Annotated in this window: 11 protein-coding genes, 2 pseudogenes and 1 riboswitch; of the genes and pseudogenes, 6 read left to right on the forward strand and 7 right to left on the reverse strand. The window is 47.5% G+C overall.

Annotated features, from left to right (window positions below):
• Positions 1-33 precede the first annotated feature (33 nt).
• Positions 34-936 carry a TrmH family RNA methyltransferase gene (locus BOCO_RS03010; RefSeq protein ID WP_094722933.1) on the reverse strand — a complete coding sequence of 301 codons (903 nt, stop codon included), beginning with the start codon at positions 934-936 and terminating at the stop codon, positions 34-36.
• Positions 937-1,215: 279 nt separating this feature from the next.
• On the opposite strand from BOCO_RS03010, the gene BOCO_RS03015 reads away from it, so the two are divergent.
• Positions 1,216-1,836, forward strand: coding sequence for a superoxide dismutase (locus BOCO_RS03015; protein ID WP_094722614.1), 621 nt, complete (start codon positions 1,216-1,218; stop codon positions 1,834-1,836).
• A gap of 117 nt (positions 1,837-1,953) precedes the next feature.
• Here the strand turns inward: BOCO_RS03015 and BOCO_RS03020 are convergent, their stop codons facing one another.
• The 4 genes and pseudogenes from BOCO_RS03020 to BOCO_RS03030 form a co-directional block, all read right to left on the reverse strand.
• Complete coding sequence (locus BOCO_RS03020) at positions 1,954-3,822, reverse strand: ATP-binding cassette domain-containing protein (protein ID WP_420835398.1); 1,869 nt, start codon at positions 3,820-3,822, stop codon at positions 1,954-1,956.
• A 62-nt stretch (positions 3,823-3,884) separates the two neighbouring features.
• Positions 3,885-4,476, reverse strand: a pseudogene (locus BOCO_RS07655) (energy-coupling factor ABC transporter ATP-binding protein); the annotation flags it as partial.
• 11 nt (positions 4,477-4,487) lie between these two features.
• Complete coding sequence (locus BOCO_RS03025; RefSeq protein ID WP_094722934.1) at positions 4,488-5,147, reverse strand: ECF transporter S component; 660 nt, start codon at positions 5,145-5,147, stop codon at positions 4,488-4,490.
• Between the two features lie 54 nt (positions 5,148-5,201).
• Positions 5,202-5,335: riboswitch (TPP riboswitch) on the reverse strand.
• Positions 5,336-5,371: 36 nt separating this feature from the next.
• Positions 5,372-6,748, reverse strand: a complete 1,377-nt coding sequence (locus tag BOCO_RS03030) for a dipeptidase (protein ID WP_094722616.1) — start codon at positions 6,746-6,748, stop codon at positions 5,372-5,374.
• 77 nt (positions 6,749-6,825) lie between these two features.
• On the opposite strand from BOCO_RS03030, the gene BOCO_RS03035 reads away from it, so the two are divergent.
• The 5 genes from BOCO_RS03035 (at position 6,826) to BOCO_RS03055 (ending at position 12,698) form a co-directional block, all read left to right on the forward strand.
• The gene (locus BOCO_RS03035) at positions 6,826-7,446 is read left to right on the forward strand and encodes a DUF3043 domain-containing protein (protein WP_094722617.1); all 621 of its coding nucleotides are present in this window, start codon (positions 6,826-6,828) and stop codon (positions 7,444-7,446) included.
• Positions 7,447-7,482: 36 nt separating this feature from the next.
• On the forward strand, positions 7,483-8,973 hold the full coding sequence (locus BOCO_RS03040; protein ID WP_094722618.1) for a dihydrolipoyl dehydrogenase family protein: 1,491 nt from the start codon (positions 7,483-7,485) through the stop codon (positions 8,971-8,973).
• Positions 8,974-9,013: 40 nt separating this feature from the next.
• On the forward strand, positions 9,014-9,745 hold the full coding sequence (locus BOCO_RS03045; protein ID WP_094722619.1) for a DUF4191 domain-containing protein: 732 nt from the start codon (positions 9,014-9,016) through the stop codon (positions 9,743-9,745).
• Positions 9,746-9,898: 153 nt separating this feature from the next.
• Complete coding sequence (glnA, locus tag BOCO_RS03050) at positions 9,899-11,335, forward strand: type I glutamate--ammonia ligase (RefSeq protein ID WP_094722620.1); 1,437 nt, start codon at positions 9,899-9,901, stop codon at positions 11,333-11,335.
• Positions 11,336-11,462: 127 nt separating this feature from the next.
• Positions 11,463-12,698, forward strand: a complete 1,236-nt coding sequence (locus BOCO_RS03055; RefSeq protein WP_275542065.1) for an MFS transporter — start codon at positions 11,463-11,465, stop codon at positions 12,696-12,698.
• A 73-nt stretch (positions 12,699-12,771) separates the two neighbouring features.
• On the opposite strand, the pseudogene BOCO_RS03060 reads toward BOCO_RS03055, so the two are convergent.
• A pseudogene (locus tag BOCO_RS03060) lies at positions 12,772-13,092 on the reverse strand (ATP-binding cassette domain-containing protein); the annotation flags it as partial.
• 490 nt (positions 13,093-13,582) lie between these two features.
• Positions 13,583-14,743: a P-loop NTPase gene (locus tag BOCO_RS03065; RefSeq protein WP_094722623.1), complete on the reverse strand. Its 1,161-nt coding sequence runs from the start codon at positions 14,741-14,743 to the stop codon at positions 13,583-13,585.
• Between the last annotated feature and the right edge of the window lie 173 nt (positions 14,744-14,916).

Consider the following 14,916-nt stretch of genomic DNA (forward strand, 5'->3'; position numbering starts at 1 on the left):
CAAAACTGCTTTCTATCAGCGTTTTTATCGTCTTCACATTCTTTCAAGACGACTCGACATAGACAGGGTATACAGCATGACAGCAGCTGAGGTCGCAAGATTGAGTGACTCGGCTTTTCCAAAGATGGGAATGGATACAATTTGATCAGCCTGTTTCAAGATTTCCTCTGGTAATCCCCTAGCTTCATTACCAAAAAGGATGACTTGTCGATCAGTAGAAGCTTCTTTCCTTTGTCGTACAAAGGTCCGCAAATCGACCGGAGAACGTTCCGCAGTTCCGTATACATCAGCGGCTACAATAGGAAGTTCCCTTTCTTGTGCCCAGGAGAAGAAGCCCTCTGTTGATACTTGTATAATAGGAATATGAAAAATTGACCCAGCTGTGGATCGCACAACTTTAGGATTATATGGGTCGACGCAATCATCAACGAGTAAGAGAGCTTGTACTCCAGCAGCATCAGCAGTTCTAATAATGGTTCCTGCGTTTCCTGGATCTCGCACTTGCCATAAGGCAGCAACATTGAACGGTTCAGCCCAGCCTGGCGAAAGCGAGTCCAGATCAGCTTCCAGCGTATCTAAGCTAGTAGCTATTGGGGATAACTTACCAACTGCGACAATTCCTTGAGCATCCTTACTAATGGCTTGTATAGCTCGTTTACTCACATAATGGATATATGTGTCTGGGGCTTGTTCCATTGCCTGATTGAGAATCTGTGCCACCACTGTAGATACTGGTTGCAAACTACCACTGCTGTGGACTTCAGCGTATATGTCCGACAAGCAGTGCGGCACACAAGCAACAGCTTCTCGGACACTTTGAGGCCCTTCAACCAAGAAACGCCCATATCGCTTCCTATAACGGCGATCTGACAGTTCAGCTACATGTCGAATACGCTGAGAACGAGGATTATCGATAAGTTCACGGTTTTGTGGCATAGAGCTAGTGTAATAATGTGCCAGGCCAAGTGACACCGACTGCAAGCAAGCCCTACTCTTTCATAGCTATACACTGAGCATCCTCTAGTCACAAATACTTTACAGTAAGACAGTGTGCGATAACTCACGAAAAGAAAATCGGTCTACGCCTTTGCCAAATACAACTTTGCCGATAGTCTTGCAGTACAAGCCAAGTAGACTTGTCTAACATAGAATGACCTGCCTATACGCATCGCCACAGACGCTCTTATGGCAGCATTTGAATGAGAAGGAGGCATTATGCCTGTTTATACTTTGCCTGATTTGCCCTATGATTATTCGGCTCTCGAGCCTTACATCTCCGGCAAAATTATGGAACTCCACCACGATAAGCACCACCAAGCCTACGTGAACGGTGCCAACAAAGCTCTAGAACAAATCCACGACGCAGCTGAGTCTGGCAATGTCGCTCAGAGTAACCTACTGGAAAAGAACTTGGCGTTTAATCTCGCAGGACATAAGAATCACACCATTTTTTGGAAGAATATGGCACCAGCCAAAGGAGAAGAGCCTACTGGTGAACTCATGGCAGCCATTGAAGAACAGTTTGGTTCATTTGAAGGATTCAAGACTTACTTCGAATCGATGTGCTCTGGCATTCAGGGTTCCGGCTGGGCTGTTTTGGCTTGGGACAGTTTAGGCGAACGACTGGTAACGTTACAAATGTTTGACCACCAAGGTAACCTACCTGTCACTATTTTCCCACTCGTTATGCTGGATCTATGGGAGCACGCCTACTATCTTGACTACCTCAATAACCGTGCTAATTACGTAGAGGCATGGTGGCATATCGTGAACTGGGAAGACGCATCCAAGCGCTTCGATGAGGTGCGCAATATCAACACCGTTTTGGCTAAGTAACCATAAACGGGTTGTTACGTTTATTAATAGTTACAATGTAGTAATCGTCAGGGGGTCTGTTAGCTGGTTATCCAGTTAACAGACCCCCTGACACTGCGTGTACGGCATGTGAATTCATCAGTTACCAAAGAAAGCAAACGTCCCACGCAACCAAGCAACACCTAGAGATACCAAGGGCACTACGAGGCAAATCAGCAAAAAAACATAATCTCTGTGCTTCACTGTGGACGGTCTAGCGTGAGAGCGTGGTTCACTAGATCCAAACCCCCTAGCTTCCATGGCTTCTGCAAGTGTTGTTGACCGACGGATAGAAAGCACCAGAAGAGCAAACGCTTGAGGAAAAAAAGTCTTTACCTTGTTATCATCGCCAAGTCCCCGAGAACGACGCGAAGCTGTTAAAGAAGCCCAATCATCCCTGAGAACCGAAAACAAACGAAGGCCTGCTAAACCGCCATAAACAAACCGATCTGGAAGATGAAGAACTTGACTAAAAGAGTCCGCTAGATCCGTAGCATCTATTCCTAACATCACGACAATAGCTGGTATTCCGATTGCTAGAATACGCAATGCTGTAGCACATGCCAGTAAGGCCGAGCGTTCACTTACGGTAATCAGCCCCCAATGCCAGAGCTGAACTCCACCCTCTTTGCCATACAGTAAAACTGCGAGGGCTGAACCAGGAGCTCCCACAAAAAGCGGCCAAGCTGAGCGTACGATACGCCAAGGCGTGAACCCCGCGAACATTAGCAATACTATTTCTATAAACAAAGCAGTCAAAGCCGAAAGCCAGTCCAAACTGGAAAATAACGGCAAAGCTAGCACGAAGCTTCCAATAAGTCGGAAAGCTGGATTGATTGAGGCTATGTATGCTGAGTGGCTAGCAGGGCGAGGATCCTCAACACGTTCAGCCATAGCTTGAACAGAAATCCGAGTTTCCTTTTCACAACTATCCTGAACTGCCTCTTTCAGACTTCCGTTAGAATATGCTTCACTAGCATCTGGAACAACTGCGCTCTCTTGCCGCTCCCATGTGCCAGAGGAATCTTGAGGTATCAATTCAACTACTCGAGCATCTAAGGCTCGGACGAGTTCACGATCATGTGTAACAATGATGACGCACACCCCATCGGCTTGAAGTCCTGCGATAAGCTGAACCATTCGGTTCCAAGTCACACGATCCTGCCCAAACGTTGGTTCATCCAGAATTAGCACACGGGGTGCAGCAGCAAGGGCAGAAGCAACCGTCAACCTCCGTTTTTCACCTCCAGAAAGTGTATAGGGATTAGCACTTGAATACTGACTTAGCTTAAATCGTTCTAGTAAACGTTGCGCTCGCTCCTCTGCGGCTTTCTGATCCATTCCTGTTCTTAGAGGAGCCACCATGACCTCTTCTAGTACAGATCCGCGGACGAACTGATGTTCAGGATTTTGAAAAACATAGGAGATGCGACTCGCTAACTGACGGGAGTTCCACTCAAAAGGATGACTACTTCGCGCTTGTTCCGCACCACTCTCTACCAGCACTTCAGATGCTTCCACGTACCCACTAACTGGCTCTAACAGACCCGCTAAGGTCATAGCAAGTGTAGATTTTCCAGCTCCATTGTCCCCAACCAAAGCTGTTATTCGTCCAGAGTAGAAGTCCAAATCGATACCTGTAGCAATGGACGCCCCATCCCTACCGACAGCTAAATCCCGGGTGGAGAGAATAGGCGCACCCTCCACCGATTCCCCAAGTTGGCTTACACAGCGATTCTGCCCTACACCAGTATGGTTCTTCGCACGTTGTACATAGCGTTCCGGTACCCAAATTCCTAATTCAGCAAAGTCAATATGTGAATCGATAAACACTTGATCGGGACTGCCGTCAGCAACTACGACAGTTTTACGATCGTGTTCATCGGTCTTCCCCTGATCGCATCCCAACACCACTACCCGATCAATCATGTCCATCCACGCTTGGGCTCGGTGTTCAACAAGAACCATGGTAGAGCCTTGCTGGTCAAGGACTTGTTGGACAGCTCCAGCAATTTGTTCAAGTCCTGAAGGATCTAGGTTGGCTGTAGGCTCATCAAGCAAGAGTATTCCTGGACGCATTGCAAGCGCACCTGCTAAGGCAAGGCGCTGCATCTGACCGCCGCTAAGATGAGTGGTAGAACGATGCAACTGTATGTCACTCAACCCCACAGCTTCCATGCTTTCACGGACCCGTTGCCAAATTTGCTCCCTAGGAACATCCATATTCTCAGGGCCAAAAGCTACATTGTCTCCCACCCGCTGGAAGATTGCCTGAGCATCTGGATCTTGTAAAACTAGACCAACTTGACCTTGGGCCTGCCTTACGGAGTGTCCGTCAATCAGTATTCGGCCTTGAGTTTGACCTCCGTCTGCATCTTCAACAGTGGCATCATGGTCTACGACATCTACGGTTTCGTCCCAGGCTGCACCGAGTATACCCGCTGCCCCCTGTAAGATTGTCGATTTACCGATACCAGATGCTCCCAAAAGCAGCACCCGTTGGCCTGCATCAATCTTAAGGTTTAAGCCACTGACAGCGAAGTCTGGTCTTGATGCATGCTTGTAACCCCAAGACTTAAATTCCAAAGCAGCAGGCAACCCCAGAGAATCATTTTGGTTCACAGTCGACCCTACTACTTTGAAGACTTACTCATCCGAACCAGACGGCCGGACTCAAAGTGATCTAAAGCACCTGTCTTAGCGATAGCTACATACAGGTACCACACTAAACATCCAGCCAGAGTAGCTCCTGAGATAACAGTTGTAATAACGTAGATAATTCCATACGAACCAGTTATATTAATGGCCTGTAAATGAGTTACAAAGCTATATAACCAACAACCGATAGCCGAAGAAACCCCGGACAATACTGTGGTGGCTAAATTCCATTTTCGGTAAGCAAAGACAAGAAAAGCTAGTTCTGCCATAACACCTTGGAGCAGGCCTATCATAAATGTTTCGACTGGAACCCACTGACTCCCCAAAAGCGATTCTAGAATTGCCGCAACAACCTCAGCGTAGACCCCAGCTCCAGGCTTACGCACAATAATGAGAGCCAAAGGTCCGGCAAAAAGCCAAAAACCATTAAAAAGCCCGCCGAGACCAGGCACAATTCCCTCGAGGATTGGGAACGGTGCTGCTGACAGCAAAGCCACTAACCAATATATTAGTGCCGATGCCACTCCTATTACTGAAGCAACTGCTATGTCTACTACTCTCCACCGAAAACGATGCTCATTAACTATTGTTGGAGAAGTGGTATTGTTTCTATTCGATAGATGGTGTTCTGCCATAAGTAATGTGCCTTTCTTTGTAGCGTGCTGAGCAAGCCACGCATGCATTTCAATAAGGCACGGGAAGTGACATCCGTGCGCCGGCATTACCCGGTATACGTTCGTCCGGTTGAGGCTAAGCCTCATCTCAGCCGTACGCCAACAGCTTCATTGCTAGCTGAAAGCACACAGCCCCCGTGTCACCGTTTAGTGTATGTCAGGCCCAAGTCAAGAAGCTACGAAGATCAGTTTTTATGTTGGGAGAGCTTATGCAGTAAAAGTGCTTCTGCCACAATATTATGTTCCAATCCCTTCAGTGAAATCGATTCATTGGGACTGTGAGCATTGGTCTGCGGATCTTCGGGTCCAGTGACCAGAACTTGTGCATCGGGGAAAAGCCTTTTGAGTTCTGGAATAAATGGAATTGAGCCTCCTTCACCTTTATTGACTGGAGACTGCCCGAAAGCTTCTTCCATAGCTTGCTCAGCATCACGGACAGCAGAAGAACTGGCATCCATAGCCCAGCCCATTCCAGCATCCACAGGTTCCGCATCCACTTGAGCACCAAACGGAGCATGACGGCGTAAGAAATTACACAGAGCCTGTGTAGCTTCCTGGGGATCTTGAGTTGGTGCCGTGCGCAAAGAGATGCGGAAGCGCGTTACATCTGCAATAACGTTAAAGGATCCTTCGACTGGATGGGCATCAAAGCCTATGACACTCGCAGAAGGCTTAGTCCACATACGTTCCGCCAGAGAACCAGTTCCAGCTAGACGGTAAGAGTCAACAATACCCGCATCTGCTCGCACCTGAGCCTCATCTAGATCTCGTTGCAAACCTCCGACCGGCTTATCAGCTGTAACACCATCTACAGCAAGATTGCCTTGATCATCATACATAGAGGCGATAAGCATGGCAGCAAGTGTGTTTGCATCAAGAATTGGACCACCAAACTGCCCAGAGTGAACTGGGTGTTCCAAAACTTTGACAGTGACATCAACATCGATATTACCTCGCAAGGAGGTGGTCAAACTCGGGATATTCCAAGCCCAGTTACCAGAATCAGCCACAATGATGACATCACTCGCGAATTCATCTCGGTGAGCTTCGATAAATGGGATGAAACTAGGAGATCCCATTTCCTCTTCGCCTTCGATGAAGACTTTAATGTTAACCTTTAGATCATCACCTAAAGCATGCAAAGCACCAGAATGGATAGCAATGCCACCGCCATCATCAGCTGAGCCGCGTCCGTACAGACGCCCGTCACGTTCCGTTGCAGTGAAAGGGTCACTGAGCCATTGACCATCATCAGGTGCTGGCTGTACATCATGGTGGGCATAGAGCAACACCGTAGGAGCAGCTGGGTCTACCAACTTGGAACCGACAACTTCAAAGGCACCTGGACTGCCATCTGGATTGTTGGACTGCACAACTTTAGCGTCAACTCCAACCTTGATGAGCTCTTCAGCCACAAACTCAGCAGAACGCCTCATATGCTCGCCAGTAATCCCCTCAGCAGAGACAGATCGCAGAGTAACCTTTTGGCTGAGCAGATTCACTATGCGCGACCAGTCTTGTTTAACCTTTTCACGAACACTTTCAGCGGTTATTTCTGTCATATTTGCCTCCTTTACTAGATACCTCTTCACAAGGATAACCACACACATGCGTCTAGGCGTCACCGTAACCTGTTCGCATGACATGGAAGCTATTTAAGGGCAACAATTCGCTTGAATCGAACGACCCCAGTGCATCTTCTGTAGCCAGTGACTCCTCTAGCGACAAGGGAAAAGGTAAACCCACCCCTAAGCGCAAGCAGGCGGAACAAAAGAATCTTCGGCCTCTAGTACCCAAAGACCGAAAAGCAAGCCGAAAGGCTGCAAAAGAACGAATCAGAGCCAAAGAAGATGAGCAGTATGAGGCTATGCGTACAGGCGATTTAGCACACATGCCTCAGGCAGAACGCTTACCTTGGCGCATATATATCCGAGATTACGTAGATGCACGCCTTGGCATATCAGAGTTTACTATGCCAGCTATCCTTCTCTTCTTCGTTATAGCCATAGCTTCCAGCTTCTTTTCGCCTACCATTTACTTCGGTATCACAATTTTAATTTATGTCTACGCTATAGCAGTCATTATTGATTTAGCTTACATGTGGCATAAGCTGAAGAAAAAATTGATACATAAATTCGGCGAACGATCAGTGGCTCGTGGTTCCCGATCAGCTAGTTATGCATGCATGAGAGCCTGGCAGCTACGACGTTGGCGCATCCCCAAGCCCAAGTACGCCAAGCGTGGACATTGGCCTGAATAAAATACACTTGCGCTCTTTTCTCCCTATGATAGGAATATGAGCACAAAGACAAACACTGAGGTAACTGACTCAAGCAAGAATAACCACACTGCGCCATCGGATAGCTACGATCTTGTAATTATTGGTGCAGGGCCAGGCGGATACTCTACTGCCCTGCGTTCAGCTCAATTAGGAGCACGTGTGGCTCTGATTGAAGAGGACTCAACAGTAGGTGGCACTTGCTTAAACCGCGGCTGTATTCCTACTAAGGCCTTGATGAGTGCAACATCAACAATAACGCTCAGCGCTCATGCTCGCCAGCTAGGCATCCAGTCCACGTTCGATGGCATAGATTTTAATAAGCTGACTACTTTCAAACAGTCAAGCGTAGACGCTATGACCACCGGTTTATCTCAGCTCCTCAGCCAACGTCAGGTAACAGTCATTCACGGACGAGCCTCTATACTGTCTCCCAGAACCGTAGAGGTGACCAACGACAGTAAACAACCGTTTGTCTTGCACGCCAATGATATCGTACTTGCTACTGGTGCTCACTCAACGCCTCTACCCGAGCAACCGTTTACTAGTGACATTCTCGACTCTGACCGCGCCCTAGACCTTAAGCAATTCCCAGAACATCCTGTCATCATCGGAGCCGGGGCGGTTGCGGTAGAATTCGCCTCTATATGGCAGGCTGCTGGCAGTCAAGTACGGCTCCTTATTCGCAAAGATCGTGTCCTCTCGGATTGGGACCGACGTACTAGCATGGCACTAACGCGTGCATTACAAAAGCAAGGCATTGAAATTATCACCGGTTCACAGTGCGCCCGCATCGAACACGAGCATGAGGGACTGTGCGTGTCATATAGTTCATCTCAAACTGATAGCAATGGACTTGAGCAACAAGTCACAGCGGATAAGGTATTAGTTGCAATCGGACGCACCCCTAATACTGATGATCCATGGTTTGCTCAGGCCGGTATCAACACAGACCCTCATGGTCTAGTTCTTACTGATTCTTTCGGTCACACCAGCTGCAAGCATGTCTGGGCGGTAGGAGACATCACACCCGGCTACCACTTTGCACATCGTGCCTTTGAGCAAGGAATCGTCGTAGCGGAAAGTATCGCAGGGCTCAACCCCCTTCCTGTTGATGAAAACAGCATTCCTCAAGTAGTATTTTCCACACCTCAAGCTGCTTGCATAGGACTAGGCAAGGAATCAGCAGAAGCTCGCGATGATCTTCTCGAAATCCAAGAAACCATCTATCCCATGCTCTCTAATGCACGGATGCGTATGAGCGGATCCACTGGTTCCTTGAGTCTGGTGACAGCATGCAAAACTGAAGACCCTACTACACGCATAGTAGTTGGGGTGCACATAGTGGCACCCGAAGCAGCAGAACTTATTGCTGAGGCTGAGCAAATTGTAGGTAACCAAGTGCCCGTCAGCAAAGCCGCCAGACTCATTCACCCCCACCCCACGTTCAGTGAGGCTCTCGGTGAAGCCCTCTTAAAAGCAGATGGTCGTCCGCTCCATATGCGCTAAACTGGTCAATTGGATACACACGAATAGGTAAAGGACAGGTATGGCTCAAGATACCAAGAAAGACAAAAAGAAGAAAAAGAACAGCATGATCTCCCAGCTCAAGCAGATCTTTGCGTTCACTTATGCAGAAGATAAAACGCTACCCTGGTATCTAGCAGCTGCCTTTTTCATTCCTGTTGTGATAGCAATTGCCTGCGGATTCATCTTTACATTCGGTTGGCTTTCATGGATAATGACTGTCGTTTTAGGCATCATGGTAGGCACCCTTTTAGCAATGATGACATTGACCAGAAGGTCTGACAACGTCGGGTATCGTAAAATGGATGGTCGACCGGGAGCTAGTGCTGCAGTGCTAACTAACATCAGTAAAGCAGGCTTCGACTTCCCCCAAGACCCTATCTGGATTGATCCAAAAACCAAGGATGCAATATGGCGCGGCACTGGACGTAGCGGTGTCTTCCTTATTGGCGAAGGTGATTATTCGCGCATCATGAAAGCCATGTCTCGGCAAGAGGAAGAGATCCACAGAGTAACCCGTGGTTCTGCTATTCCCATTTACAAAATAAGTGTCGGTCATGGCGACAAGCAGGTTCCTCTTGAAAAGCTACAAAAAACAGTAATCCGCAAAAAAGTAAAACTGACAGCCACCGAGCTTGAGCAGCTGAAGGGCCGTCTCAACACTTTGCAGAAACGGCAGAATGCCCTTAACATGCCTAAAGGCATGGACCCCACTAAAGTTCACGTCTCACGTAAGGCTTTACGTGGTAAATAAGCAACTTCAAAGGGATTTGAGTGTCATACCAACTCAGATCCCCCACCAACTGGCAGGTTATGTAAAGAAACACTTTCGTAACCTGCCAGTCGCGTATACATATTTTCTTTCTTTTACACTGGGGCTATCAACGGTTATGAAAGGAACTGTCTAGTGAAAGAACTAAAGACAATGGAAGACTGCCAAGCCCTGATTGACGAGGAAAATGTAGAGTTTGTATCTATTTGTTTTACCGATTTAATCGGTGTCCTACAACACATCACAGTTCCTGCTAGTGAATTCTTAGATAATGCTTTTACTGATGGCATGGCCTTTGACGGTTCTTCAATAGTTGGCTTCCAGGCTATTAATGAATCTGACATGAAACTCATTCCAGATCCTGAAACCGCTTATATTGACCCCTTCCGTAAGCATAAGACCCTAGATGTCGTTTTTTCCATCGTCGACCCGGTAACCAATGAGCCTTATTCACGAGACCCGCGGCAAGTTGCAGCAAAGGCAGAAGCCTACCTAAAGTCAACTGGAATTGCTGACACGGCCTCCTTTGCACCTGAAGCTGAATTCTTTATCTTCGACAAAGTACGGTTTGAGAACTCTATGCCTCGCTCCTTTTACGAAGTGGATTCCATCGAGGCTTCTTGGAACACAGGAGTAGATACTGAAGAGGATGGAAGCCCTAATGTTGGGTTTAAGAACAAAGTCAAAGGTGGTTATTTCCCTGTCCCGCCTGTAGATCATTACCAGGATTTGCGTGATGACATGGTGTCCAATCTTCAGCAGGTTGGTCTCACTCTTGAGCGTTCACATCACGAAGTTGGTGGCGCTGGACAGCAGGAAATTAACTACCGCTACAACACGCTGACTCATGCAGCTGACGATTTAATGAAGTACAAGTACGTGGTCCACGAAACAGCTGCTCTGAATGGCAAAGCAGCTACGTTTATGCCCAAGCCCATAGCGGGAGATAACGGTACAGGTATGCACTGTCATCAGTCCTTGTGGCGATCAGGCTCTCCTCTGTTCTATGACGAGAATGGTTACGGTGGTCTTTCAGACATTGCACGCTGGTATGTAGGCGGCCTCATTGCCCACTCATCAGCAGTTCTGGCCTTTACCAATCCAACGCTCAATTCCTACAAGCGTTTGGTGCCCGGATTTGAAGCTCCCGTAAACTTGGTCTACTCAGCCCGAAACAGGTCTGCTGCCATCCGTATTCCTTTAGCAGGTAGTTCGCCAGCAGCCAAGCGTATTGAGTTCCGTGCTCCAGACCCATCTTGCAACCCCTACTTGGCTTTCTCAGCTCAGCTCATGGCCGGCTTAGACGGTATCCTCAACCATATTGAACCACCAGCTCCCATTGATAAAGACTTGTATGAGCTGCCACCAGAAGAACACGAACACATTAAGCAGGTGCCCGCATCCTTGGAAGAGGCTCTCAATGCACTGGAAGAAGATCATGACTTCCTTACCGAAGGCGATGTCTTTACAGAAGATTTGATCGAAACCTGGATTGACATGAAACGTGGAGAAATCCAACAGGCTCGGTTGGCACCCACGCCATTAGAGTACGAACTGTACTTCCACATTTAAGTTACTAAACCATGCGCGCCCCTGGTTGTAACAACTTGGGGCGCTTTTTACTGACATTATTCAATTAAGGAGACACAGCTTGCGTTGGTTACGGGAATTCATGAGTCTACCGGACTATTTGCGAGCTATGCTGGTAGTTGACCTCGTGTGCTGCTTCGGTAGCGGGTTAGTTATGCCGATTGAACTCTTGTTTACTACCCATTCATTGGGCGCTAGCATGAGCCAAGCTACGCTGACCGTTACAGTAAGTTCTATTGCTTCCTTAATTGCCAACCCAATCATCGGATGGTTTTCAGATAAACACTCCCCTTGGGTAGCCATGCACATTGCCTTAGCTTTTAGTGTGATCGGCCCCTTTATCTTTGCACTGTCAACTACCTTCCCCATGGCTTTAGCAGCTGCTTTTGTCTCTGGTCTAGGAATGTCTACGATGACTGCATGGGCAAGTATCCTCACCTTGATTTCAGATGAGAAACATCACAATACCGTTTACGGCATCAACCAAGCAGAACTCAATCTCGGTATTGGTCTCGGAGCTGCTGTGGGCGGTCTCATCGCTGCAACCGGATCTGATATGTTCTATAGGGCTGGGTTCGCTGGTCGTGGTATTGGCTTCGCGTTCGTCAGCATAGCTCTACTTATTATTGAGCATCACTATCACCTGCGTCAACTAACAAAACGTGCCACCCCTCGACCTCATGAGGTACAAGTCCCTCAGACCCAAAATCATCACACCCAGCAAAACCTTCCAAATCCATCATTTGCCCGCAGAACACTGCTCACTATGGGCATATTAGCCATGGGTACCCTCTTAATGGATATCTTTGGATATTCCCAGTTTGATGCTGGTCTCGTGACTACTTTAATATCAGACCCTCATATCCCTCGCTGGTCTCTCTCAGTCGTGGACGTAGTCAATACCTTTGCTGTTGTTATTCTTAACGTCATTCTGCTGCCACGATTAAAAGACGGTAACCACGTACTTATGCTCCGCAGTGTTCCAGTTTTCTGGGCTGCTGCCTGGTTCCTTATCGATCTGGCTCTTTCCTTTAGTTCTACTTTTGGAGCCTTATCATTAGCTTCCGTAGCTATTATCATTTTCGGCTTGGGAGAAGTCATGTTGGGCATATCTCAACCTGTCGTCGCTGCAAAGTTAGCTGGCCCCCACTATAGCGGTCGCATGTTCGGTTTACTGAATACTGCACAATCTATGGGCTACATTTTTGGACCACTCTTCTCTTCCTTCATTCTCAACGGACGAGAGATCATTCCACTGCTTTCCATTTGTGCAATTGGTCTTCTCATCATTGCGTTACCGTGGTTATTCTATATTCCTTCTGAATTAACAAAGCAACAGATTTAAGAAGCAAATATCTGCATGGCAATGACAGTGCTTGTAGAGAGAGGCAGGTATGCGCCCCCTCTCTACAAATCAGTTAGGATTGAAGTTCTAATCTGCCCGAGCGCATTACACACCGTTGATCTGCTTTACTCGCCACACACGCAGAATGAGTAACCACCAGTACACATTTACCTTGGCTATGTGCTAAATCTTGCAAGATAGACAAGATTGCATCTTCAGAATCTTCATCGAGATTGTCAGTGGGTTCGTCAGCAATAAGTAGATCAAGATCATGTAACAGCGCTCGAGCAATTCCAACCCTCTGCTGTTCGCCACCTGACATCTTCAATAGTTTACGTTTGGCAGTCCGTTCGTCAATACCGAGTTTGCTCAGTAATCTGAGAGCATCACCTTTCTTATTGTTACTTTTACACCGGGATCAGACTGAGGAGCTGAAGTGGGTACTGTATCTTCTGAACCTCTACTTAAGCCTGAAACCTGTGGACTCTGGAAAACACTGAGTGTTCCCGTATCTGATGCGCCCTCCTTACGTCTGGAAACAGACATGCGAGTTGACGTAACAGAAATTTGTGTAGGTTTTGCGCTACATAACTTACATACACATGTGTTATACCACTTATTACCAGTAAAACTGTAATCATCGCAATTATGTTGACCAGTAACTTTTTCGAGCTTGTCCCGGATGCACAGAACTATCATTACGTCAACTGTCATTGCGTTGACTATCTTCAAATTTCGCCATGCTACTCGACCGTCATCAATGAACGATGTCTAAGAACTCCGGTAGCTGTATACAAAAGAACTGCCGTTTGAAACACTACCCAAGAGTCATAAAGCACTATCCATTCATTTTCACATGAGCTTAGATTACCATGGGAAGACCATTAAGCAGCGAGTAGGTCGTGAGCTAGTTTGACAAATTGCTGAGTAAGTGATCCCGAATCCAAATCACCATTCTCTTGCAAAACAGCGGGTCTCCCACCCTCGCCTATCGTTCGAATTGGTGGCTCCAGAGGCAACTGAGCAAGAAGCGGTACAGAATAACCGAGAGCTTGACTGAGCTGATCAGACACGCGTTGTCCACCGCCTTGACCAAAAATGCGCAAGCGTTCATCATTATGGTCGTACCATGACATGTTTTCAACAACACCTCGCACTCGTGTAGGCACTTGCAATGCAACCAACCCAGACCGTACCGCCACATCCGAAGCTGAAGGTTGCGGGGTAGTAACTATGACCATTTCTGCATTGGGTAAGGCCTGCGCAACTGATATAGCCATATCTCCTGTCCCAGGAGCTAAATCTAAGATGAGAACATCGGGTTCACCCCACCAAACATCGGACAGAAATTGCTCAAGAGAGCGCTGCAAACGCGGCCCCCTCCACAAGATTGCACGTTCCGCACCAGCAAACATACCAATCGATATTAGTTTCACACCCCAAGCAGTAATAGGCATTAACATGCCATTTAAGTTCGTAGGCTGTGTATGAACTCCAAAAAGTCCTGGCAGAGAAAAACCGTAAATATCAGCATCTATCGCTGCCGTGTCGTAACCGAGAGCCGCGAAAGTTGCTGCTAAGTTAGCCGCAACCGATGATTTACCTACACCACCTTTACCCGAAGCTACAGCAAAAACCCTGGTTTTGCTGGAAGCTTTTGTAAATGGGTTAGCCCTTCTCTCTGCCTTAAGCTGATCCACTAAACTGGACAGCTTGTCCTGACTCATAGACGATACCTCTTGCCGAGGTCGGAGAATAGCTTGTTGATATGAGGTCAGCACTTGATTGATTCGCTCTGAGATAGTTGCTGTGAGTGGGCAACCCTCTATAGTAAGTTCAACATAAACTGTTACGTCGAAAATTGGTTTGCCAAGATCATTGGCCTCACCAGAAGCAAACCCCGCCGGCTCAACTTCAATATCCGTAATCATACCGAGATCAGTAACAGAACGACCCAACTCAGGATCGATAACCTTGCTCAAAAGTGTGAACACATCAGATTTAATGCGCTTAGCAAACGCTTCTCCATCAGATTGTGTAAGCATAGTTCCATCCTCTTTTGTACGCACTCCGCACCAGTGGTATGACTTTGTGAGGCAGGGTAAACCTCAAATACATATGTGTCACCTTATCGTCAACCTATAGAGGCTCGCCAGAACAAGATACCTTGCATTTGCGCAAAGCTGTAGCTCCCGCTTGCTCAGACTTTTCCAATAGA

This window comes from Bombiscardovia coagulans (assembly GCF_002259585.1).
Taxonomy (GTDB): domain Bacteria; phylum Actinomycetota; class Actinomycetes; order Actinomycetales; family Bifidobacteriaceae; genus Bombiscardovia; species Bombiscardovia coagulans.